This is a genomic window from Streptococcus sp. SGI.013, assembly GCF_050315295.1.
Taxonomy (GTDB): Bacteria; Bacillota; Bacilli; order Lactobacillales; family Streptococcaceae; genus Streptococcus; species Streptococcus porcorum.
Genome location: NZ_JBNPOS010000003.1, coordinates 21950 through 47575, shown reverse-complemented (window position 1 = coordinate 47575; position 25626 = coordinate 21950). Strand labels below are relative to the sequence as shown.

Annotated in this window: 16 protein-coding genes and 1 pseudogene; 4 read left to right on the top strand and 13 right to left on the bottom strand. The window is 39.6% G+C overall.

From position 1 onward, the window contains the following. Nucleotides 1–3: 3 nt before the first annotated feature. Complete coding sequence (locus tag ACQRDX_RS01295) at nt 4–1170, bottom strand: galactokinase (RefSeq protein WP_427894836.1); 1167 nt, start codon at nt 1168–1170, stop codon at nt 4–6. A gap of 168 nt (nt 1171–1338) precedes the next feature. Between ACQRDX_RS01295 and ACQRDX_RS01290 the strand changes: the two genes are divergently transcribed. Beyond that, nucleotides 1339–2334 (top strand): LacI family DNA-binding transcriptional regulator, encoded by a 996-nt coding sequence (locus ACQRDX_RS01290; protein ID WP_427894834.1) that lies wholly within the window; start codon nt 1339–1341, stop codon nt 2332–2334. A gap of 146 nt (nt 2335–2480) precedes the next feature. On the opposite strand, the gene ACQRDX_RS01285 is transcribed toward ACQRDX_RS01290, so the two are convergent. Genes ACQRDX_RS01285 through ACQRDX_RS01260 form a run of 6 tightly spaced genes read right to left on the bottom strand, consistent with a single transcriptional unit; the run spans nt 2481 to nt 10287 of the window. Then, on the bottom strand, nt 2481–3620 hold the full coding sequence (locus ACQRDX_RS01285) for an ABC transporter ATP-binding protein (RefSeq protein ID WP_427897458.1): 1140 nt from the start codon (nt 3618–3620) through the stop codon (nt 2481–2483). A gap of 12 nt (nt 3621–3632) precedes the next feature. Then, entirely contained in the window at nt 3633–5081 is a 1449-nt protein-coding gene (gene gtfA, locus ACQRDX_RS01280) for a sucrose phosphorylase (RefSeq protein WP_427895047.1), read from the bottom strand. Nucleotides 5082–5121: 40 nt separating this feature from the next. Then, the gene (locus tag ACQRDX_RS01275; protein WP_427895045.1) at nt 5122–5955 is read right to left on the bottom strand and encodes a carbohydrate ABC transporter permease; all 834 of its coding nucleotides are present in this window, start codon (nt 5953–5955) and stop codon (nt 5122–5124) included. Between the two features lie 15 nt (nt 5956–5970). Further along, entirely contained in the window at nt 5971–6837 is an 867-nt protein-coding gene (locus ACQRDX_RS01270) for a carbohydrate ABC transporter permease (protein WP_427895043.1), read from the bottom strand. A gap of 9 nt (nt 6838–6846) precedes the next feature. Next, entirely contained in the window at nt 6847–8109 is a 1263-nt protein-coding gene (locus ACQRDX_RS01265; protein WP_427895041.1) for an extracellular solute-binding protein, read from the bottom strand. 15 nt (nt 8110–8124) lie between these two features. Then, nucleotides 8125–10287 carry an alpha-galactosidase gene (locus tag ACQRDX_RS01260; RefSeq protein ID WP_427895039.1) on the bottom strand — a complete coding sequence of 721 codons (2163 nt, stop codon included), beginning with the start codon at nt 10285–10287 and terminating at the stop codon, nt 8125–8127. A 111-nt stretch (nt 10288–10398) separates the two neighbouring features. Between ACQRDX_RS01260 and ACQRDX_RS01255 the strand changes: the two genes are divergently transcribed. After that, nucleotides 10399–11208, top strand: a complete 810-nt coding sequence (locus ACQRDX_RS01255; RefSeq protein ID WP_354367500.1) for an AraC family transcriptional regulator — start codon at nt 10399–10401, stop codon at nt 11206–11208. A gap of 234 nt (nt 11209–11442) precedes the next feature. On the opposite strand, the gene leuS is transcribed toward ACQRDX_RS01255, so the two are convergent. Then, entirely contained in the window at nt 11443–13944 is a 2502-nt protein-coding gene (gene leuS, locus ACQRDX_RS01250) for a leucine--tRNA ligase (RefSeq protein WP_427895037.1), read from the bottom strand. 305 nt (nt 13945–14249) lie between these two features. After that, nucleotides 14250–14321: pseudogene (locus ACQRDX_RS01245) on the bottom strand (hypothetical protein); the annotation flags it as partial. Between the two features lie 7 nt (nt 14322–14328). Here ACQRDX_RS01245 and ACQRDX_RS01240 point away from each other — a divergent pair. Then, a complete protein-coding gene (locus ACQRDX_RS01240) occupies nt 14329–18459 on the top strand; it encodes a hypothetical protein (protein WP_427895035.1) in 4131 nt (1376 codons plus the stop codon). Nucleotides 18460–20749: 2290 nt separating this feature from the next. Here ACQRDX_RS01240 and nusG read toward each other — a convergent pair. The 4 genes from nusG to pbp2a form a co-directional block, all read right to left on the bottom strand. Continuing rightward, complete coding sequence (gene nusG / locus ACQRDX_RS01235) at nt 20750–21289, bottom strand: transcription termination/antitermination protein NusG (RefSeq protein ID WP_427895033.1); 540 nt, start codon at nt 21287–21289, stop codon at nt 20750–20752. A gap of 93 nt (nt 21290–21382) precedes the next feature. Beyond that, nucleotides 21383–21559, bottom strand: a complete 177-nt coding sequence (gene secE / locus ACQRDX_RS01230; protein ID WP_354367490.1) for a preprotein translocase subunit SecE — start codon at nt 21557–21559, stop codon at nt 21383–21385. A 10-nt stretch (nt 21560–21569) separates the two neighbouring features. Next, nucleotides 21570–21722: a 50S ribosomal protein L33 gene (gene rpmG / locus ACQRDX_RS01225; RefSeq protein WP_354367488.1), complete on the bottom strand. Its 153-nt coding sequence runs from the start codon at nt 21720–21722 to the stop codon at nt 21570–21572. A gap of 48 nt (nt 21723–21770) precedes the next feature. Then, entirely contained in the window at nt 21771–24068 is a 2298-nt protein-coding gene (pbp2a, locus tag ACQRDX_RS01220; RefSeq protein ID WP_427895030.1) for a penicillin-binding protein PBP2A, read from the bottom strand. 43 nt (nt 24069–24111) lie between these two features. On the opposite strand from pbp2a, the gene ACQRDX_RS01215 reads away from it, so the two are divergent. Further along, nucleotides 24112–24981: an RluA family pseudouridine synthase gene (locus tag ACQRDX_RS01215; protein ID WP_427895028.1), complete on the top strand. Its 870-nt coding sequence runs from the start codon at nt 24112–24114 to the stop codon at nt 24979–24981. The last annotated feature ends 645 nt before the right edge of the window (nt 24982–25626 follow it).

Below are 25626 nucleotides of genomic sequence, written 5' to 3'. Positions count from 1 at the left end.
TCCTTATTCTAAACGCTTAGCACCTGAAGCAATTTCTGCCAGATAAAAACTTGGCGCATAACCCACGACCTCAGTATAAGTTTTTCCTAGTTGCTCTTTAAAATCTTCAACTGCTTCCTTAGCTACAATAGCAATGGCACAACCACCAAAACCAGCACCAGTCATCCGAGCCCCTAAGACCCCTTTTTGTTCCCAAGCAGTATGAACAAGGGTGTCAAGCTCAAGTCCTGTCACTTCATAGTCATGCTCTAAAGAAACGTGTGAGGCATTCATCAAGCGACCAAACTGTTCTAAATCCCCTTTTTCTAGCGCTGCTCTAGCTTTTAAGGTTCGTTGATTTTCTAAGACGGCATGGCGAGCCCTTTTCAGACGATTGCTGTCTTTAATTAAATAAGCATATTGATCAAAGCTTGCTTCGTCCAATTCTCCCAAACTTTTAATGGCTAGCTTACGATTAAGCTCCTCTACAGCTTTTTCACATTCCAAACGACGCTCATTATATTTTGAATCTGCCAATTCACGACGTTTATTGGTATTCATAATAACAATCACATAAGATCCTAAATCAAGTGGAACCAAATCATAATCTAGCGTATTGGTATCTAGATAGATAGCACGCTGGTCTGCTCCCATCCCAATGGCAAACTGGTCCATGATTCCTGAATTTACGCCAATAAAATCGTTCTCTGTCTTTTTCCCAATTTTAACTAAATCAAGGCGCTCTAACTTGAGTGCAAATAAATGCTCTAGCATAATCCCTATTAACAGCTCCAAAGAAGCTGAAGAGGATAAGCCTGAGCCATTTGGAATATTACCATAAACATAAACATCCATCCCAGACGAAATCTGATGCCCTGCTTCTTGCAAGAACTTGATAACCCCTTTGGGATAATTGGTCCAGGAGTCTTTTTTATCAAAGACCAAGTGGTTAAGATCCACCTCAATGATGCCTTCTTTTTCAAAATTACCAGAATAAAAGCGTAATTTTTGATCTAGACGTTTTTTGGCAGCCCCATAAGTCCCTAAACTAATAGCTGCTGGAAAAACATGTCCACCATTATAGTCTGTATGCTCACCAATAAGATTAATTCGACCGGGTGAAAAGAAGCAAGCATCGGGCTGATAGCCAAAAACTTCCTCAAATTTAGTCTTTAATTCTTCTGTTTTCATAAGCGACCTCCTTTTTTGAAAACCCTTTCTTATTTACCTTCATTATATTACAAATACGTAAACGCGTCAATCGTTTTTAGTAAAATTTTACTAAAAAATTTTACTCATTTTAGAAGATATTGTTCAAATATGATATAATAAAGAAAAAATAGTAGAAACGAGGTTATGATGGCAACTCTAAAAGATATTGCTCAGTTAGCTCAGGTCTCTAGTGCGACAGTGTCACGGGTCCTCAATCAAGACCAAACTCTCTCGGTTAGTCCTGAAACCAAAGAAAAGATCCTCAGCATTGCTAGAGACTTAGGATATAGCAAACAAAGGAAAACAACATCAAGACAGAAAAAACGTTCACTAGCTATCGTTCAGTGGTACACTCAAGATGAGGAACTTGATGACCTCTACTACTACTCGATCCGTATCGGTTTAGAAAGACGTGCCCAAGAACTTAATTTCGAGATTTATCGATTTTTCCAAGATCAAAAATGGGACTTAGAGTTGAAAGTAGATGGTATTATTGCCATTGGAAAATTCAGTTTAGAACACATCAACCTCCTAGAGACTTGGTCTTCCCACATCGTTTTTATCGATAGTGACACCCTTGCTCTTGGGCACTCTTGTGTCACAACTGACTTTATTCATTCTGTAGAGGGAGTCATCGATCACTTCTTTAGCAAAAATTTGACAAAAATCGGTATGATTGCCGGAGAGGAAAAATCTAGCGATCATAGAACACCCCTACTAGACCCTCGCTTCCAAGCTTTTCAAAACTATCTTAATAAAAAGCAATCTTATCAGCCACAGTATATCTTTATTGGGGATTTTTCTAGTCAAGCAGGCTATGATTTAATGAAAAAAGCAATTAATGACTTGAAAGATAATCTCCCTGGTGCTTTTTTCATCGCTAACGACAGCCTTGCTTTAGGTGCCTTAAAAGCTTTACAAGAAGCTAAGATACCTGTCCCTGAACGTGTTAGTTTAATTTCTTTTAACGACACTACGATTACACGTCAAGTCTTCCCCAGCTTATCTAGTGTCACTGTCTTCACAGAAGAAATGGGGAAAAAAGCAGTTGAACTGCTCTATGACGAGCTAAAATCTTCTCCTTTAGTCCCACAACTAATTAGATTAGGAACTAAACTGACATTACGTGATAGTAGTAAATAAACAAAATAGCCATTCAAAGCCTCTACGTAAAAAACGCATGGAATCATTTATTAAGAATGATTCCATGCGTTTTTTAGTAGGAAGATTTATATCTTCTCAATCTCTTTAGGATGAATAGGAGATTAATGTCATCCCTTCTCTGATCATTAGTAAAGAATATTTCTATCTGTTTCCCTGTCAAAAAAGTGAGCCTTGTTTAAATCAAAACCAAAGACCAACTCTTGATTAGGAGCAATATAATCACGCGCATTAACTTTAGCGACAAATTCAGTTTGTCCAACCGTACAATAAAGGTGCGATTCAGCTCCCAGTAGCTCTGACAAACCAACTGTTGCCGATACAACTGCTTTTGGAAAGGCTTCTAAAAAAGCAGGTTCCAAATGTAAATCCTCCGCTCTAATCCCCAAAGTTATCTTCTTACCATCATAACCTTTTTCTTTCAAGACTTTAAGACAACCTTCTGGAACCTCTAGTTCAAAGTCATTACCTTTACCTATAACCTTTTCACCTTTTAAAGTTACCTCAAAGAAATTCATAGCTGGGCTTCCAATAAAGCCTGCAACAAATTTACTAACAGGTTTATTATAGAGTTCTTGCGGTGTTCCAATTTGCTCAATACGACCGATAGAGCCTGATTTATCTGGGTTTTTAGTGGCACTCATGATGACAATACGGTCTGCCAAAGTCATTGCTTCTGTTTGGTCATGTGTCACGTAGATGGTTGTCGCTCCAATACGACGGTGAATCTTGGCGATCTCTGCACGCATAGAGACACGCAATTTGGCATCCAAGTTAGACAATGGCTCATCCATCAAGAAAACTTTCGCATCACGAACAATGGCACGCCCCATGGCAACACGTTGGCGTTGTCCACCAGATAGATCTGCTGGCTTACGTTGTAAAAATTCTGTCAAACCAAGAATTTCAGCTGCCTCTTTGACACGCTTATCAATTTCATCTTTGGAGTACTTACGTAGTTTTAGGCCAAATGCCATATTTTCATAAACACTCATGTGTGGATAGAGGGCATAGTTTTGGAAGACCATAGCGATATCACGATCTTTCGGCGCTTGGTCATTCATGAGTTTACCATCAATATAAAACTCACCTTCGGTAATGTCCTCAAGTCCTGCAATCATACGAAGAGTCGTTGATTTACCACAACCAGATGGGCCAACAAAAACAATAAACTCTTTGTCTTTAATATCAAGATTGAAATCTTCAACAGAGTAATACGTTGCATTTGGATACTTTTTATTGATATGTTTTAAATTTAATTCAACCATAAAATGCTCTTTCTATTCTTCAAAGTATATGTCTTGTCCATTTTCAACCACACGATAAGTTAACTGTTTCAAGTTAATCTCTGCCTGTGCTTGACAAGTTTTCGCCTGATTACTTCGTTTAATCATAATAGTGTTATCGTCTATTTCTTCAATCTCAATATGTCCGTCTAAATCAAAAGCCTCTGACTGATTACGATAAGTAAATAGGTTTAATAAAGCCTTGACAATAGGACGTTGAACTTCACTTGCAATTTCCTCACTAGTGTAGTAATGACGATTGATATTACGTCCTTCTTTAGTTGATTCTAGTAAATCCAGATCATTTTTTCCTGCTAAAAATCCAACATAGTAAACTTGTGGAATCCCAGGAGCAAAAGCTTGAATTAGACGTGCCAAAAAGTATTTTTTATCATTGTCTCCTAGAGCAGAATAGTAGGTTGAGTTAATTTGATAAATATCCAAATTATTATATTCTGCTGAAGAATACTTTCTCTTCACATTAGCTCCAACCTTATAAAGCTCATTTGAAGCAAAATCAATTTCATCATCTGTCAGAATATCTTTAACATCTACTACACCTATGCCATCGTGAGTATCTAAGGTTGTAAACTGTTTCATTGGGCTCATCTTCAGCCACTTAGCCAGACGGTTAACCTTTCCACTATAGAGAGAGTAAAGCGTTACCATTGGGAGAGCAAAATCATAAACATAATAATCATGATCAGCAATCTTAAATTGAATGCTGTAATGTTCATGAATCTCTGGTAATAACTCCACACCTGATGCTGCTGCTATATCCCTAACTTTAGCGAGTAAATCCCAAATATCTGGTTCAACAAAGAAATCATTTGTATCTAATTTTTTGATTGCATAAGCAAAAGCATCCAAGCGAATTAAATCACAACCATTAGCAGCAAGGTGCTCAATTGTTTTCGTTATGAAATCCATCGTCACTGCTTTAGTCACATCTAAATCAATCTGTTCCTCACCAAATGTATTCCACAAGTATTCCTTACTACCGTCTGCAAAAATAATTTCTTGTTTAGGAGCGCGATCCTTACGTTTATATATTAAATCAACATCAGCTGCTGTTGGACGATTTTCAGGCCAAAACTTATCCCAGCGCAGGAAAAGATCTGCATATGGACTCTCATCTTTCTTCTCTTGGAAATCTTTATAATACTTCGATTGGCGTGAAATATGATTAATCATAAAATCAAACATTAGATAATATTTTTCACCTAATCGTTTCACATCTTCCCAATCTCCAAAAGCCTCATCAACCTCTTCATAATCTACTGGTGCAAAACCTCTGTCACCTGTTGAGGGAAAGAATGGTAAAAGATGGACACCTCCAACTGCTTCACCAAAATAATTAACCAGATTAGCTTCTAATTCTCTCAAATTTTTTCCCAGACTATCTGAATAAGTAATTAGCATTGTTTTATTTTCAATTGCCATAATAACTCCTCTATCTTATCCTTATAAACAAATATTCATCTTATTTCACTGCACCATTACTCATCCCAGCAATAATATTTTTTTGGAAAATCAAGTAAACAATCGTAATCGTAATGATTCCAACAATATAAGAAGCAAAACTTGGGCCATAATCATTAAAATATTGACCTGTATAGTTGTATTGGAAAAGTGGCAGTGACCACATGTTTGAATCTTTATTTAAAATCAAAAGTGGCAACATAAAGTCATTCCAAAACCACAATGCATTGATAATCAATGTTGTTGCATGCATCGGTTTTAACATAGGATAAACAATTTTACTATAGGTTGTGAACTTATCTGCCCCATCAATTTCCGCTGCTTCATCCAAACTATCTGGAACACTCATCTTGATATAGCCGACATATAAAAACAAGGTCTGAGGTACAGCGTAGGTTAAATAAAGTAAAATCAATCCCCAGATATTGGCAATCCCAAGTTTATTCATCATCACGGTAATCGGAATCATAATAACTTGGAAAGGAACAAAAATCCCCAATATTAATAAACTATACATGATAGCATAAGCTTTATTTTTAGACATATTTCGTGCAATTGAATACGCTGCAGCAGGGATAAAGGCCATGACCGCTATAATTGAGATGACTGTAATTAGGGTTGAGTTTAAAAAATAATCCCCTATACCATCCGCTAATAGTCGATTATAGTTTTCAAAAGTGACTGGATTCGGTAAAGAAAAGAAGTTCTCTACAATATCTTTTGTTGTTTTAAAAGAACTAGAAACTGTCACTAAAAGAGGGATAAAAATTAAGATAGCACCAACTCCTAAAAGAGCATACTTCCAAAAGCGACTAAGCTGTTCTTCTTTTTTCATAAATAGTGACCTCCATCAAATTTCAAAACGCTTTGAGAGTCTAATTTGTAAAATTGAAATTAAACCAATAATCACAAATAAGACAAGGGCAATAGCATTGGCATAACCATATTGATTACTTTTAAAGGCATAATTATAGACTAATAATCCTAAAGAAGTCGTTGCATTATTTGGACCTCCTCCAGTAAGAGCAAAAATTTGGTCAAAAGCTGTCAACCCTGCTTTTAAAGCCATGATAAATACCATAGAAACACTTGGTAAAAGATAAGGTAACTCAATGCTCCAAAATCTTTGCCTACTATTTGCACCATCAATCTCTGCTGCTTCTACAATTTCAGAAGGAATACTTTGCAAACCTGATAAAAAGATAATAATAGGCATTGCAACACCTTGCCAAAGAAGAACGAAGATTACTGCTATCGTTGCCCCAACGTTAGTTCCCAAAAGACTTGTTTCTAAAAAGCTGATTCCTAAAGTTTTCCCTAAAGCTGGCAAACCATAGTTAAATACTTGTTTAAAAATCAAGGACACTGTCAAGCCTGACAACACTGCTGGAAAGAAGAACCACGCCCTAAAGAAAGTTTGACCTTTTAACTTTGTATTCAATGCTTTTGCAATTAAAATTCCTAAGCCAATTTCTCCAACAATTAAACTAACTGTCAAAACGAGTGTAAAGCTAATAGCTTGCATGAATTTAGTATCGGTTAATAAAATGGCATAGTTATTGAGACCAACAAAGTCAAAATTATAGGTTAAACCTGTCCAATTGGTCAAGCTATAAAAAGCCCCCTGAACCATAGGAAAATAAAAGAATATTACCTGTAAAATTAGAGGAACTGCTAAAAAAGTCCAACCCCAATATTTATTTAAAAACGTTCTCATTCCAACCTCCTAGTTGACATCTGATTTCATAGGATTAAAGAAAGCATTTAAATCATTTGCTAGAGCTTTACCATCACCTGTTGATAAATAGTTTGTAGTCAGAGTAAAAAAGTCATTTTCACTATTCCAATGTTGACCCAACCAAACCAAATGGCGATCTGTGAAAGCAAGACTTGTTAAACCACCTAGCTCAGAGTCTGCTCCTCTAGTAACAACACCTTTAACGGCAACAGGCCCCCCATCTACATCATAATATTTTTGCATGGCTTTTGCTGTAGTCATATAAGCTACAAACTTATTAGCTTCTTCCTTATAAGGGGTTTTAGAAGAAATAGATAGCGCCAGATCTCCTGCTCCAATTGTAAAACTTTCTCCTTTTTTCTCACCTGGAAAAGCAAAAGTTCCAATCTCAAAATCAGGTTTCTGTTCCTTGATACTTGGCAAGGCCCATGAACCATTAGGTGTTATTAGGGCTTCTCCTTTAGCAAAAGTCGCTAAGGCGTCCACATACCCTGCACCTTGCCAGTTTTTCTGCATTGCTCCTTTTTTTCGAAGAAGATCAATACGTTCCATATCTTCTTTTAAGACATCGTCTTTAGCAGAGATACTATTTGGTTTTGAAAAACGCAAATATTGGTTAGCTTCATCATCTCCACCAGTAATGGTTGCTAGCGATAGCTGATGGTACCCATTTAAAGTCCAACTCTCAGATCCCGCTATCGCAAACGGTGTTTGCCCATCCTTAATCATTTTAGCTACTAAAGCTTGGAAGTCTGCCCATGTTTCTGGCACATGGTATCCTAACTCTTTGAAAGCTGTCTTATTGTAATAAAAACCATAAGCATTAGCTGTCAAAGGGACATTGTATATTTTACCTTCTACAGCATATTTAGAGGCGTAATTATTAGCAATATGATCAAGATAATCTTTATTGGTTAAATCTTCAAAGTAACCTGCCTTAGCCCATTCTTGAAAATCAATATTTTGAGGGTAAAGACCAACAACATCTGGAATATCTCCTGCTAACATTCTAGTTTTTAGAACCTCACCAGGCGCAGGAACATCAACTACTTTGACATGAATTTTAGGATTTTCCTTTTCAAAATCTTTAATGATTTCTTTTATCGTAGCCGACATTTCTTTTTTCTGGTTAAAATACTCTATAGTCACTCGCCCATTATCTGATTTCGTCTTTTCTTGACTACAAGCACCTAGACTAATTACAGAAAATGCTAAGAGACCCAATCCTACTAGCTTATGAGACCATTTCATACTGGAATCCTTTCTTTATAGCGCTTGAAAATGTAATTGTTGACTGATATAATCCCCTTGCACAAGAGACATTGTCAGTCCTGCATACATCAACTCTGCTCCTGAGTAAACTTGTCCACTTCCAACCAATTGATAAAGTCTACCTTCCTCTAAATCTTTTAATTTTAGAGTTGTTTCCATTGTCTCAATCTGGGATTGAATGCGCACATAAGTCACAAGAACGTTATCTTGATAATTAAATTGTACAGCTACCTCATTACTTACTTCGTCTGGATTGATAAGACGATAGTGTTGTCCAAATTGAACAATCGGACGAAGTTGTTTATAATGACTCACCTGCGCTTTGATTAATTCTTTTTCTGATTGAGATAGGCTCGTCAAATCCAACTCATACCCAAGATTTCCCATCATAGCAACATGTCCTCTTGTATCTAGAGGTGTAGTTCTTCCCATTTGGTGATTTGGACTGGCTGACACATGGGCTCCCATAGAGATTGTCGGATAAAGATAGCTAGAGCCATATTGGATAGGAAGTCGAGCAATCGCATCAGTATTATCACTCGCCCAAACCTGAGGGAAGTAGCGCATCATTCCTAAGTCATTTCGTCCACCTCCGCCAGCGCAACTCTCAAATAAAACATGAGGATAACTTTCAGTCAAATAACTCACCAACTCATATAGCCCTAACATATAACGATGAGATTGCATCTGAGTTTCTAAATAATAGGAACCATTCCCAATATTAGTAATATTTCGGTTCATATCCCACTTGATGTAATCAATATCATGGTTTGCTAAAAGTGTATCAAATGTTGTCTTTAAATAGGCTACAACCTCTTTATTAGCTAAATTAAGTACAAGTTGATTTCGAGAATAGGTATGAGAACGATTAGGTACTTGTATACACCAGTCAGGATGCTGGCGGTAAAGATCACTATTTTCAGATATCATTTCTGGTTCTACCCACAGACCAAATTTTAACCCTTTCGCATGCACCTCATCAATGAGATTAGCCAAAGTTCCGCCTAATTTTTCTTCATTAACAACCCAATCTCCAAGTGAGCGATTATCATCAAAACGATTCCCAAACCAGCCATCATCTAAAACGAATAACTCTATTCCTAATTGTGCTGCATCATCAGCTAACTCGAGAAGCTTGTCTTTTGTAAAATCAAAATACGTAGCTTCCCAGTTATTAATTAAAACAGGTCGTTCCTGATGTGCATAGACCGGAGACATGATTTCGTCTCTAACAAAGACCTGACTCTCCTGACTTAGCTGTGTTAACCCCTGATTAGAATAAGTGATTAGAGCAAGCGGACTTGAAAAACTAGACTGTGGCTGAAGTTCCCAAGAAAAATTATCATCATTAATACCAATACCTAAACGGACTTCTCCAAGCTGATTCTCCTGAATAAAAGCTTGAAAATTTCCACTATACATCAATTGTAAAGCTAGAGCCTCTCCACTATCTTCTTGGCTCCCCTCTTGACACAAAATTAATGCAGGAGTTTGAGCGTGACCTGAGGCACCACGATTAGATGCAATCGAAAAAATCCCTTGACTAACTTTTTGACGACGGACTGTTTTTTCCCGTGCATAAGCGCCTTGAAACGTTAGCAACTCATAGTTTGATTTAGGTAAGTCTAGCATAGTGCTAAGTTGACGATGAATGACTACCTGATCTGACCCTACATTTTCTAAACGATTAAAGCTAGTGATCGTATCATAGTCTTCATAAGCTGTATAATAAAGGTAAAGACGAAGCTTGGTCACTACATCTTCCAATACTAACTCTAACGTTTCTGCCTTATCTGTGACATAAGGACTAGGAAGTCCCTCAACCTCTAAACTACCTGAAATAATCCGATCAGCCACTAACTTAAACTCTGTTACCGAATGATTGCCACACTCGACAACCAGTGAGGGCTTTCTAAAATCTCCTAGCCCATGTAAGCCAATCACCTGACGTTGTGTATCTAAACTAAAAGTACGGATATTGGGATCTGGATTTCCTGAAAAAGCATGATCGCGTTCATAAATACTATTGGAAAAATGATAACTTCCAATTTTTTTCCCAATATGCTTTAACAATAGGTAACCTTCTCGATTTTCTAAAATCATACTGAATTGTTTAGCTTCAATATAGTATAAATTCTCTTCTTTACGAATTCCCATATTTCTTCTCCTTTATTTCTTCTCTCATTTTACAACATGAAAGCGATAACAAAAATAGAATATTGTTAACTATATATGGTAAAATGTTAGGTAAGGAGGTTCTTTGCACTTATGTTTTCAGAATACCAAACCGGAACAATTGATCTAGCTGTTGACTTTTATGGCTATGAGGACTGTCCAAAAAACTATAGTTTTGGACCAGCTGTTAGGGAGCAGTTTGTTTTACACTATATCAGTAAAGGAAAAGGAAGTTTTCACTATGATAATCAGATTTATCACCTTAAAAAGGGAGATCTCTTTTTATTAAAACCCAACGAATCCACTTTTTATCAAGCAGATGCAAAACAACCCTGGTCTTATTATTGGATTGGGATTAGTGGCACCAAAGCAGAAGACTACTTCCGACTTTCTCAATTATATGAGACTGGTATTATCCAAAATTTAGATACTAGAACTATCGGAAAATTAATTATCCAAAGTATTTCTCAGACCCATGGATTAAAGTCTGACAATCACTTGCATCTCTTAGGACAACTTTACGAACTCCTACATCTTCTGGCCTTGTTGAATCCTACAACAAAACTTAAGCAAGAGAGTCCTACTCAAGAACTCTATCATCGCTCTAAACGTATCATCGAAACTCACTATACTATAGCTGACCTCAGCATTCAAGGGATTGCTGATGAACTAAACGTTAATCGCTCCTACCTCACAACTGTTTTTAAACATTTCAACTCCTCATCTCCAAAAGAATTTCTCCATCATGTTCGCATGGAAAGAGCTAAACAATTATTAGAAACCACATCTGTCCCTGTAAAAACTGTAGCTTTATCCGTTGGCTTTTCCGACCCTTTGTATTTTTCCAAAGCCTTCAAACAATTTTTTCAGTTAACGCCTACTCAAGTACGAGATAGAGCTTAATATTCTAAGAGTAAATTTTGAGAGAGCAGATATACTAATTTTTTCTTGAAAATATAAAAATTGGAGATGTTTGCGAAAGATGACAAGTTATCAAACTCTCAGAATTCTTGATATTCCAATGTTTCTGAGAGCTTTTTATTTTCAACATAAAGAAAAAAAGATTGAAGAAAATTGTCCAAAATGGACTTTTTCTTCAATCTGAAGACTGGACAAAATTTTTGTCCAGTCTTTTCTTTATTTCACTACAATATTAACCAGTTTATTTGGTACTGCAATGACTTTGACAATGGTCTTGCCTGCTATTTCTTCTTGAATTTTCGCATCAGAAAGGGCTACTTTCTCCAAATCTTCACGTAGCGTGTCTTTTGCCACGACTAGCTTAGCACGGACTTTACCGTTGATTTGAGCAACGATTTCAATCTCGTTTTCAACTAACTTAGCCTCATCCCATGTTGGCCATGCGACATATGAGATTGACTCAGCTGACTGAGTCAAACCTTGCCATAACTCTTCTGCCAAGTGTGGCGCAAATGGGGCAATCAATTGGACAAAGCCTTTGGCATAGTCAACATAGAGCTTGTCTTCTTTGTTGGCGGCATTGACAAAGACCATGAGCTGAGCGATAGCCGTGTTGAATTTCAAGCTCTCAATCTGCTCAGTGACAGCTTTAACTGTTTCATTGTAAACCTTGTCCAAAGCTCCGCTATTTTCCGCCACAATCTCTTTAGTCGTCAAGAGACGGTAAACACGGTCAAGGAACTTACGGCTGCCCTCGAGGCCTTCTTCTGACCAAGCGATTGATGCATCAAGTGGGCCCATGAACATCTCGTAAACACGGAGGGTATCCGCACCAAACTGCTCGACTACATCGTCTGGGTTAACCACGTTTTTAAGGGACTTAGACATCTTAGCAGGTGCCTGCTCCAACTCCTCACCAGTTTCGATGTGGAAGAAGGAACCATCACGTTTTTCAACCTTATCTGTCGCTACAAGCGCCCCACGGCTGTCGCGATAGCTAGTTCCCAAAATCATCCCTTGGTTAAAGAGTTTTTGGAAAGGCTCTTTGGTTGGCACAACGCCAAGGTCGTAAAGGAACTTATGCCAGAAACGAGCATAAAGTAAGTGAAGGACCGCATGTTCGGCACCACCGATGTAGATATCCACTGGCAACCATGCTTTGAGAAGCTCCTCGTCTGCCAATTTCTCATCGTTGTGTGGGTCGATATAGCGGAGGTAGTACCAGCTAGAACCTGCCCATTGCGGCATGGTGTTGGTCTCACGGCGACCTTTGACGCCATCTTCACGTGTCACTTCTAACCAGTCTGTCAAGTTAGCAAGTGGTGACTCACCTGTACCTGACGGCTTGATGTCTGAGGTTTTTGGCAATACCAGAGGTAACTCATTTTCTGGGACTGCTGTGGAAGTACCGTCTTCCCAGTGAATGATTGGAATTGGTTCACCCCAATAACGCTGACGGCTGAAGAGCCAGTCACGGAGGCGGTAAGAAATTTTCTCCTGACCGACACCATTTTCTTCCAACCAAGCCACCATTTTGGCAATAGCTTCTTCCTTGTTAAGACCATCTAGGAAGTCAGAATTGATATGGGCACCATCTTCTGTGTAAGGAGCTTCTTCTACATTGCCACCTTCCAGAACTGGAATGATGTCCAAACCAAACTGCTTGGCAAATTCCCAGTCACGCTCGTCATGGGCAGGAACCGCCATGATAGCACCTGTTCCGTAACTTGCCAACACATAATCCGCAATCCAGATTGGAATCTCTTTGCCGTTGACAGGGTTAATGGCATAGGCACCAGTCCAAACACCTGTCTTGTCTTTGGCTAGGTCTGTACGGGCTAGGTCTGATTTGAGAGAGGCTTGGCGTTTGTATTCTGCCACAGCTTCTGCCTGCTCAGGCGATGTAATGCTATCAACCAAGTCGTGCTCAGGAGCAAGAACAGCGTAAGTCGCACCGAAAAGGGTGTCAGGACGAGTGGTAAAGACAGTGAAGTCCTTGTCTGTGTCCTTAATCTTGAAGGTCACATTGGCACCAATTGACTTGCCAATCCAGTTGCGCTGCATGTCCTTGATTGACTCTGGCCAATCAACTTCTTCCAAATCATTGAGCAACCGCTCTGCATAGGCAGTGATTTTCAACATCCATTGACGCATTGGTTTGCGAACAACAGGGTAGCCACCACGTTCAGACGTTCCGTCAGGAAGGACCTCTTCATTGGCGATAGCTGTTCCCAATTCCTCCACCCAGTTTACAGGCACTTCTGCCTCGTAGGCTAGGCCTTTTTCATACAACTTGGTGAAAATCCACTGGGTCCACTTGTAGTAGTTAGGGTCAGTCGTATTGACCTCGCGGTCCCAGTCGTAAGAAAAGCCAAGGGCGTTAATCTGACGCTTGAAGTTGGCAATATTTTCTGCTGTAAAGTCAGCTGGGTCATTTCCCGTGTCCATTGCGTATTGCTCTGCTGGCAAACCAAAGGCATCCCAACCCATCGGATGAAGGACATTGTAGCCTTGGGCACGCTTGTAACGGCTGAGAATGTCTGTCGCAGTATAGCCCTCAGGGTGACCAACGTGCAAGCCTGCACCAGACGGATAAGGGAACATATCTAGGGCATAAAAGTTTGGCTTGTCCGCATCTGTTCCCGTCTTAAAAGTATGATTTTTTGCCCAAAATTCCTGCCATTTGGGCTCAATTTCCTTGTGATTGTAGAAGCTCATGTGTTTTCTCCATGTCAATAAATTATCCTCACTATTATATCACGAAATAGGGAAAGAAAAAAGATAGAAAACTAGGCTGACAGACTTAAAACTCGAAAACACTCTGAACAACATGACGTTACCAATCAATCGCTTCTTCCTCACTCACAAGCAAGATGGGTAGTTTTTACTCCTTAAAAAAGACCCCAATCATTAGGCGGTAAACCTAACAATTGGGGTATCAAACGATGTCGAAAGCTTAGAGATTTAATGATACTAGCTCTAAAGATTTAGTAACCTAACTCCTCTCACAAGAGGGGATCACATCATTTTTCATCACGTCTGCGACGTCTCTTCGCAAGTAATCCTGCACCAAAGAGCAAGCCTAGTCCTGACAAAAGACCTGTGTTATTTTCTTCTGTACCAGTATTTGGCAGACGACGTTTAGCTTTTTCTGATACTGACTCGGAGACTGACTCTGAAACGGACTCGGAGACTGACTCAGATACGGATTTTGAGACTGAGGCTGAAATTAACTCTGATGTGGACTCAGAGATTGACTCTGAGACGGAGGCTGATACTGATTCTAATACGGACTCTGAAACAGATTCTGAAAGGGAATCAGAGACTGAATCGGAGACTGAAACTGAGACGGAGTCAGATACTGATTCTGAAAGGGATTCTGAGACTAACTCAGAGACGGAGGCGCTAACTGATTCAGAGATGGATTCTGAGACTGACTCAAATACTGATTCTGAGATTAACTCGGAAACGGAGGCGCTGACGGACTCGGAGACTGATTCAGAAATGGATTCTGAAACGGAAGCGCTGACGGACTCGGATATTGATCCTGAAACTGATTCTGAAACGGACTCACTGACTGATTCAGAAACGGATTCTAAGACTGACTCTGACAAGGATTCGCTGATTGATTCTGAGACGGATTCTGAAATTGACTCTGAAACAGATTCTGAGATGGATTCTGAAACTGAATCAGAAAGGGAATCACTGACGGACTCTGACACAGATCCTGAAAGGGATTCTGAGACTGAAGCGCTGACTGAATCGGAGACGGAGGCGGAAATTGATTCTGAGACGGATTCTGAGATAGACTCAGATACTGATTCGCTAACTGAGTCTGATACGGACTCTGAAATCAATTCGGATATTGATCCTGAAAGGGATTCTGAGACTGAGGCGCTGACTGAATCAGAGATCGACTCGGAGACGGAGGCTGAAATTGATTCTGAGATGGACTCAGAGACTGAGGCGCTAACTGATTCGGAAATAGATTCTGACACTGACTCGGATATTGATCCTGAAATTGAATCAGAGATAGAATCGGAAACGGAGGCGCTAACTGATTCTGATATCGACTCGGAAACCGATTCTAATATGGATTCTGATACTGACTCAGAGATGGATTCTGAAATTGACTCGGAGACTGATTCAGAAACGGAGGCTGAAATTGATTCTGAGAGTGATTCAGAAACTGACTCGCTCACTGACTCGGAAAGGGATTCTGAAACGGATTCTGAGACTGACTCGGACAAGGATTCGCTGATTGATTCTGAGACGGATTCTGAAATTGACTCGGAAACAGATTCTGAGATTGATTCTGAGACGGACTCGGAGACGGAGGCGGAAAGGGAATCGGAGATGGATTCAGAATCTGACTCTGAAACGGAGGCGGAAACGGAATCGGAGATGGATTCAGATACGGATTCTGAGACTGAGGCGCTGACGGACTCGGAGACGGAGGCTGAAATTGATTCTGAGAGTGATTCAGAAACTGACTCGCTCACTGATTCGGAAATTGACTCAGACACGGAGTCTGAAATTGACTCTGAGACGGATTCTGAGACGGACTCACTTACTGATTCAGAGACGGATTCTGAAACTGAATCAGAAAGGGAATCACTGACGGACTCTGAAACAGATTCGCTGACTGAATCTGAGACGGAGGCTGAGATTGATTCTGAGACTGAATCGGAGACGGATTCAGATACTAACTCAGAAACGGACTCGGAGACGGAGTCTGAAATTGACTCTGATACTGATTCTGAGACGGACTCACTTACTGACTCAGAGACTGACTCGGATATTGATCCTGAAACTGAATCGGAGATAGAATCGGAAACGGAGGCGCTGACGGATTCGGAAAGGGAATCAGATACAGATTCTGAGACGGATTCTGAAACTGAATCGGAGACTGAATCAGAAAGAGAATCACTGACGGACTCTGACACAGATTCTGAAAGGGATTCTGAGACGGAGGCGGAAAGGGAATCGGAGATGGATTCAGAATCTGACTCTGAAACGGAGGCGGAGATGGATTCGGAGACAGAGGCGCTAACTGATTCGGAAAGAGACTCGGAGACGGAGGCGATGACTGACTCTGAAAGGGACTCGGAAACCGATTCTGATACTGACTCTGAGACGGATTCGGAAATGGATTCAGACACAGATTCTGAAACTGAATCGGAGATAGAATCGGAAACGGAAGCTGAAATTGATTCTGAGACGGACTCGCTGACGGATTCGGAAATGGACTCAGAGACGGAGGCGCTAACTGATTCTGAGACCGACTCACTGATTGACTCTGAAACAGATTCGCTGACTGATTCTGAAATTGAGTCTGAAATAGACTCTGACACAGATTCTGAAAGGGATTCTGAGACGGAGTCTGATACTGACTCAGACACGAATTCTGAAAGGGATTCTGAGACGGAGGCGCTAACTGATTCGGAAACTGATTCACTGACGGATTCTGAGATGGACTCAGAAACTGACTCGGAGACGGACTCGGAGATAGACTCTGAAACAGATTCGCTGACTGACTCAGAGACTGATACTGATTCTGAAACGGATTCTGAGAGTGATTCAGAAACGGATTCTGAGACTGACTCAGATACTGATTCTGAAATAGACTCAGAGACTGATTCGCTAACGGACTCTGAGATTGATTCTGAGACTGACTCGCTGACGGATTCGGAAAGGGAATCAGATACAGATTCTGAGACTGACTCGGAAACGCTGACTGACTCGGAGACGGAGGCGCTAACTGATTCTGAGACTGACTCGGAAATCAATTCGGATATTGATCCTGAAAGGGATTCTGATACTGAGGCGCTGACTGACTCAGAGAGCGACTCGGAGACTGATTCTGAGATTGATTCAGATACTGACTCACTGACTGACTCTGAGATTGATTTTGAAATTGATTCAGAGACTGACTCGGAAACGGAGTCTGAAAGGGACTCAGAGACTGACTCTGAAACGGAGTCTGAAAGGGACTCGGAGATGGACTCAGAATCTGACTCGGAAACGGATTCGGAAATTGACTCAGACACGGATTCTGAGACTGACTCACTTACTGACTCGGATACTGATTCTGAAATGGATTCTGAGGCTGACTCGGATACAGATTCTGAGACTGACTCACTTACTGACTCTGATACGGATTCTGAGACGGAGGCGCTAACTGATTCGGAAACTGATTCAGAAACGGATTCGCTGACGGATTCTGAGATTGACTCGGAAACTGACTCGGAAACCGATTCTGATACTGAATCTGAAACGGAGGCGCTTACTGATTCTGAGACGGATTCGGAAATTGACTCTGAGACGGATTCGGAAACTGATTCTGAGACGGATTCTGAGACGGACTCGGAGACAGATTCTGAAATTGACTCTGATACTGACTCAGAGATTGACTCTGAAACTGATTCTGAGACTGACTCAGAGATTGACTCAGAGACGGATTCTGAGATTGATTCTGAAATTGACTCGGAGACGGATTCTGATACTGACTCGCTTACTGACTCAGAGATGGACTCTGAGACGGACTCTGAGACGGAGGCGCTTACTGATTCAGAAAGTGATTCGCTAACTGATTCTGAGATGGACTCAGAGATGGACTCAGAGATGGATTCGCTGACGGACACGGAAATGGATTCTGAGACGGACTCACTGACGGACTCAGAAACTGATTCGCTGACGGATTCTGAGATGGATTCAGAAGTTGATTCAGAAATGGACTCGGAGATTGATTCTGAGACGGAGGCGCTTACTGATCCTGAAACGGACTCGGAAACGGACTCTGAGACGGAGGCTGAGATTGACTCTGAAATTGATTCTGAGACTGACTCGAAGACAGATTCAGATACTGACTCAGAAACTGAGACGGAGTTTGAAGTTGATTCGGAGACTGAATCAGAAATTGATTCTGATACAGATACTGACTTGGAGACGGAGGCGCTAACTGATTCTGAAAGGGACTCTGACACGGAGTCTGAGACTAAATCAGATATAGACTCTGAAAGGGATTCTGAGACGGATGTTAACTCTGAAGCAGACGTAGACTCAGAGATAGATAACGATTCGGACCTCAAAACGGAATCACTAATAGACAACGAGCTGGAAACAAACTCAGACGTCGATAATGAACCTGACACAGATTCCGAAATTGAGTTTCTAACAGATTGTGAGTATGCCTGGGAAGTTGACCCTGATGCAGAAATAGACAAAGATTGACTTTGGCTCGCTGACTGTCTTACACTAAGTGAATTTTGAATGGACTCGGAGGTTGATTGTAAAAAACTATTCATGCTATCTGCCACAAATGAAGCTTTATAGCCAATTAACATTCCACTTAAATTTGTTCTACCTTGAGCTTCATTATAAGTAGCATGAACAATAGGATTAGTAGGATGTAAGGCAGCTTGGACATATAATGCTATATTAGCCAAACTAGATCCTACCTTAGTTGAAAATGTATAAGTAATTGGTTCTAAAAGAGATACTTTCTCTTCACCTAAACTATAATTATGTCCATAAAATCTACCAGTATAATCCGTCGTACTCAAGTTCGTACCAAGTGTCTCACTATTATTAAAACTATTATCTATTCGTAATGGGATACCATTTACTTGAAGATTTAGTGGCGGTCCCATCTCAGTAACAGCCGCAATATATAAACCCGCGTAAGCTTCTGAAAGTTTCTGAATAGGTTGATAAACAACTTTCCATTCAATAAGATTTGTGCTAGTGTCTAACCGACCTTCTACTAGTGAAATTTGTTTATCTCTATATTTTGATGCAGAGTCAGATTCTGAGAAAACAAGAATCGTTGATGCAGTTGATCTCAAATTTGTTCCTATCGAAGCTGAACGACGATTAAGCTGAGTCAAACGGCCAGTTAGGTTATTTGCAGACTGCGCAATCTGTAACCCTAACAAATCCAGTTGATTTTGACTCTCTACTTCTCCAACTAATATTTGATTAGCCAGTAACATTGCTTTTTCTGCCGCTTGCTTTGCATCTAGATAACGTTGAAAACTGGTTGATGAAGTATCAATATTTTCTGGGCTACTTTGGTGAAGCGCCACTTGCAGAGCTGAATAAGCCAAATTAAATTTAGTATAATCCATTTCAGATTTAATCTTTAATGCAGCATCTGGTTGAATATTTACTACTGTGGATTCTGATGTAGACTCACTAGCAGAAGAATACGGCTGATCAGCTACAAGCTCTGAGTGAGATAACATTAAAATGGAATCTGACATAGACTGAGAATGCACTACACTATCTGACTCCGAATTTGATTCCCTATTAACTAAAGATCCAGATTCTGTCTGACTTTTTGAAAACGACATTGAGGTTGAATCAGTTAAAGAGTGCAAAAATAGATCAGATGATGAATGATTGGTTGACTCTGGGGTAAAAACAGCCAGACTTATCGAATCTGATGCAGAATCTCTTGTCGTGATAGCTACTTCTGTTGTCGTTGTATCTATTGCCATTGAGACTGTCCCCATTGAGGATACTGTTGTATCGGACAAATCTACCGTATCAGTTGTCGCTAAAGTATTGGCACTAGTTTCTGACGCAATAGCAGTTTCTTCTGCAAAAGTATCCTCAGTTACCATAATACCACCAGCTAGAGCACCTACCGAAGTAAGACCACGTAGTAGAGTAGCCGGAATAGAGTAATCCCTTAAGTCTTTTTCTAAACGCCCAACCTTAACTTCATGCAAAGATGAGCTACATTTAATCAGACGAACAAGATCAATCTGTGATATTACCGTACGAACCCAGTGCTTACCAGATTTGTGCATCTTAACGCGGTTTTTACGTGACGATTCGGCGTAATCACATCTTGAAAAAAATTTTTTCATATTGTGCGGTCAATCTCCTTAACATTTACTTTTTAGCATAACATAAAAGACACCCAGTAAAAGGTTATCTTATCTTGATAAAATCAAAAAAATTGTTATTTTCCATTTTGATCATTATTTTTGATTTATTTTTTCTTAATACTCTAATTAAAAAATCTCTACTAAAAACTATTACATATTATTATATATTATAATATGTAATACTGACAAAATAATGATCGAGCCCCTTTAGTCTGATCATATCCTTATTATACTTTACAGAGTGTCCCACCCCTAAAGATTATCTGCTAAATCACCACTGCATCTCAAGATAGCTTCATATTGAACTAGCTAAAATTAAGATAGGAGGCTAGCGTTTGTCTTTTGAGCATCCAAAAATATTTGTTATCAACAAATTCTCCGACTATTCCCTTAAACTCTTTATACTAAGCAAATGTCAAAACGGTTGATTACCATCCATTTTGTCATCTACTCACTTCTTTATCAAGCATAAATTTTATAACAGTGTATCAGTTCATATTAGAACCCAATTCTCCAGTTTTCAAAACGTTTTTGATTCACTTTTTACACCAAGATAGGACCTCTTTTTACCTAGTAATAAAAAAATCTTGAACTCCACTCAAGCGGGATTTCAAGATTTTTTATTTTTATAGCTCTGCAATTTGGTAAAGTTCAACTTCTGCAGCCGTCTCTGAACCAAACATATTGATCATAATCTTAACTTTATTGTTTTCAATTTCAACAACACGCCCTTCTTGTCCCATAAAGGCACCATCAATGATTTGAACTACATCCCCCTCTTTGATGTTGGTATCAAAGACATCTACAGTTTGTCCCATTGACAATAAGATCGCACGGATCTCTTCTTCAAGAAGTGGAGTTGGTTTAGAACGGTTACCGTGTGAGCCGACAAATCCTGTAACGTTTGGAGTATTACGAACCACAAACCAAGCTTCATCTGTCATCACCATCTCAACCAAAACATAACCTGGGAAACGATTTTCTTCTACTTCTTTTGTTTTCCCATTTTTTTCAATATTCACAGTCTGGGTTGGAATCTCCACGCGCAAAATATTATCTAACATATTATAAGTTTGCGCACGCTGTAAAAGATTTTCCTTAACCTTGTTTTCATAACCTGAATAAGTTTGTAAAACAAACCAACCTTTATCAAAACTATCTAACATCTACTGTTTCCTTTCATTATAAAAAAGCCGTTAAAACGACTTTCTTGATTTCTTACCTGTATTATACCACAAAAGCCTTGAAAGTGTGCTATTTTAGAAAATATTTATCAATTCGATCAGACCTAATGTCAACAATTTATCGAAGATAAAGATAATCACTGTAAAAAAGGCAGTGTATTCAAGAATTGCGATATAGTCGCGCCAAACTTGCTTACGCGTTGGCCAAGTTGTGTCCTTCAATACTTTGAAGATCCCAGCGATAAACTTCACTTTCTCTCTCCTATCTTGTTTCTTTATGTAGGGTGTACTGTTTGCAATATTTACAAAACTTCTTAACTTCTAGACGTGTTGGTTTAGGGTTGCTACTTACTGAAATAGAATAGTTACGAGACCCACAATCCGTACACGCTAAACTTGCTTTTTTCTGTGCCATAACGCCTCCGTAACCTTTATTTTATCATTTTTTTATAAGACTGACAAGCTATCTGAAATAGTTAACAACATTATCCCATAACTCTTGGGCTTTTTGACCGATATTAGCATTTTCGACAGCATCGGTCACTTGTTGTGAGGCCGACTGGGCAGATTCTCGTAAGCTATCTAAGATAGACTTAGACTCCGTGTTGGTAACTTCCTCGCTACCACCGTAATCAAGGGCGATACCATTAGCTGTATAAGCATTTTCAACTGAGAAAGTGTTGCCGTCAGTATAAGGAAGGATATAGCTTGCTTGGGTACTAAAGATGTAAGAAGCTGTTCCAGCACTTGAGTCTGATAAATAGTGATTCTCATCGGTCTTATCAAAACCAACCCACTGACTGATGACAACATCAGGCGTATAACCGATCACCCACTGATCACTTGAAACATCTGCATTAAACTCTGCTTCAGCCGTTCCTGTCTTTCCAGCTAGCGTATAACCATAGACATTAGCGTTCACTCCCGTTCCATTTGAAAATGTTCCTAACATCATGCTGGTCATTTTATCTGCTACTGATTGACTGATAACCCTTTTAGCCTTGTTTTCAAAGGTTTTTAAAACCTTACCATTAGCTGTTTCGATACGAGTAATGAGGTGAGCTGTGTTCATCACCCCGCCATTAGCAAAAGTGGCATAGGCTTGTGCCATCTCAAGTGGGTTAGTCGTCACGCTACCACCCAGAGCAACTCCCAGCTCTTGATTAGCAGAATCCATATTCAAGCCAAAACGTTTGCCATAACTAAACGCCTTATCAATTCCAAGCTTATCAATCGTATAAACAGCAGGAATATTATAGGAATTCGCTAAAGCTTGATACATCGGAACGCTCTCAGACTCAAAACCACCATAGTTATGTGGCTGATAACCATTAAAGTTGGTCAGCATATTAGGTAGCTCTTTATTCATGGACCAACCAGATGCAATAGCAGGTGTGTAAACCACCAGAGGTTTAATGGTCGAGGCTGGGCTACGTTTGGATTGCGTAGCATAGTTAAAACTTCTAAAGGTAGGATCCTCTGTGCTATTAACCCGACCCACTAAACCACGAACTGCCCCTGTTTTAGGATCTAAGGCAACACTGGCAGCTTGAGCTGTTGTGCCATCATACTCTGATACAGGAAATAAATCATCGTTATCAAACGTCAACTGCATACCAGCCTGATAATTTTGATCCAGTTCAGTATAAATTTTATACCCATTATTGACAATATCTTTTTCCGTCAGACCATATTTTGAAATCGCTTCATTAATTACTGCATCAAAATAAGACGGGTACTTGTAATCATCAACCTTACCTGCATAGGTGTCATTCAGAACGCTTGCCATATCTACAGCCTTATACTGATCAGCTTGTTCTTGAGTCAATGTTCCTGCATCTACCATAACTTGCAAAATCGTATCACGACGATTAGTCGCATTTTCTATCGAATAAAGCGGATTATAAATCTCAGGACCTTTCAACATTCCAGCCAAAGTAGCCGCTTCATCAACGGTTAATTGACTAGCGGAGACGCCAAAGTATTTTTGACTCGCATCCTCAACACCCCAGACACCATTTCCAAAGTAAGCATTATTGAGATACATGGTCAAAATCTCATCCTTACTATACTTTTTGGTCAACTCCAGCGCCAAGAAAAACTCACGCGCCTTACGCTTAATCGTCTGATCTTGACTCAAGTAAGCATTTTTAGCTAACTGCTGCGTAATGGTTGAGCCACCACCTGAACGCCCCAGCGTTAAAATCGCCAACAAATAACGTTTGATATTGATTCCATTATTTTCGTAAAACGTGCGGTCTTCTGTATCAATCACTGCTTTTTCCAAATCATCAGAAATAGCATCTAGCTCAACATAGGTCCCTTTTTGCCCACTCAGACTACCAGCCTCAGCTTCATTTTTGTCATAAATAACGGTCGTTGCCTTTAATGCAGCTTGCAAGTCAGAGACATTAGCTGTTTTAGCCAGATAAAAGAGGTAGGTTCCTGTTAACAAAACAAAGACCCCAATCATAATCAATAAGATCTTTGTTAGGTGAAAGCGACGCCAAAAACGACGAAACCAATGATTCTTAGGAAGACGCAACTTGGATAAAAAGACCAAGATAGGATGACGTTTCTTGTCAGGTACTTTTTCTTCCTTTTGACGACTACGATGATAGTGAGCCGCCTCCTGATCTAACTCTTCTTTAACGTCATCATCGTCAAATTGAAACGAAATAGTATCTTCTAAATCTTGTTTATCTTCAATTGTTTTCTTTCGGCCAAAAGGCCATTTTTTCCATTTATCTTTCATACTCATATCCTCATTATACCAATTTTGTCAAAAATGCTATAATATTAGCATGTTAATCGAGATTGAAATTCCTAAAAAAATGCCTGAAACCACTGTTAAAACCCTCTTAGAAGAGTATTTTCTAATTCCTCGTAAGATTCGTCATTTTTTAAGAACTAAAAAGCATGTCCTTGTCAACGGGCAGACTATTAACTGGCAGAGCCCTATCAAAGCTGGTGACCTCTTACAGCTTACCTTTGATCAAGACGATTATCCTCTAAAGACGATTCCTTTGGGCAATCCTTCCTTAGTGGACTGTCTTTATGAGGACGAACACCTTATCATCGTCAACAAGGCTGAAGGGATGAAGACCCATGGTAATGACCCCACAGAAATTGCCCTCTTAAATCATGTCTCTGCCTATGTTGGGCAGACCTGCTATGTCGTCCACAGACTAGATATGGAGACTAGCGGTGCAATTTTATTTGCTAAAAATCCTTTTATTCTTCCTATTCTAAATCGTCTTCTTGAAGATCGAAAAATATCACGTCAATATTGGGCTATTGCAAAAGGCCATTTCCCAAAAAAGGAGTTAACTTACACTGACATGATTGGAAGAGACCGACATGATCGTCGCAAACGACGTGTGGACGCTCATCATGGACAGAAAGCCACCACTTTGGTTACTGTTAAAAAAGTACTTCCTCGCCATAGCCTCGTTAATTGTCGCCTTAAAACAGGGCGCACACATCAAATTCGTGTCCACCTTTCTCATCATGGTCATGCAATTTTAGGAGACCCTCTTTACAGCAATGAAAAAGCTCCTCGACTCCTCCTACACGCTCACAGGCTTAGTTTCACTCACCCCTTAACCTTAAAAGACATCACCGTTAATGCCTCATCAGAAAGTTTTGAAAGCCACCTCAACAACCTTAAATAGAGCCTAACAGCTTATTTTTCATTTAAGTTTTATGAAAGGTTACGTTAAGCCTAGCTTAAGCTAAGCAACTTATACTATAAACATCCTAAAACTTTTCTTTTTCATAAATCTCCTACAGCTCCTCATTCCGAGGGGCTGTTTTTGTGACAAGATGAGCTTTAAGTTTTGTGAAAGGTTATGTTAAGTGTCCTTTAAGCTCGGCAACCTATACTATAAACATCCTAATAAACTTTTCTTTTTCATAAATCTCCTGATCAGGTAGGGCTTTCAGCTCCTGCCTGATCTTTTTTTACTTACCGCTAAATGACAAAAAAACTTCCCTCACAAATGTAAGGGAAGTTAGGAGATTTATGAAAAAGAAAAGTTTTAGGATGACTATAGTATAGCCATAAGAACTTAAAATAAGCTTAAAGAATCTAAAAAAGATTTAGTAGCTTTAATTGAACTCGCCCTAAAATCCTTGTGAAAATGATGCTCACTCTTGTGTCATGTGACACGGCGGTTGAGCCCTATTTTCATACGGATTTTTACGGGATTAGTATCTTGGTGTAATTGAACTTTTGCGACAAAGATTGACAAAAATGATAACTTTCCTTGAGTGCTAAGCACTCGGTATCAAGTCCCTATTTTGTTGGGCTTTGTTTA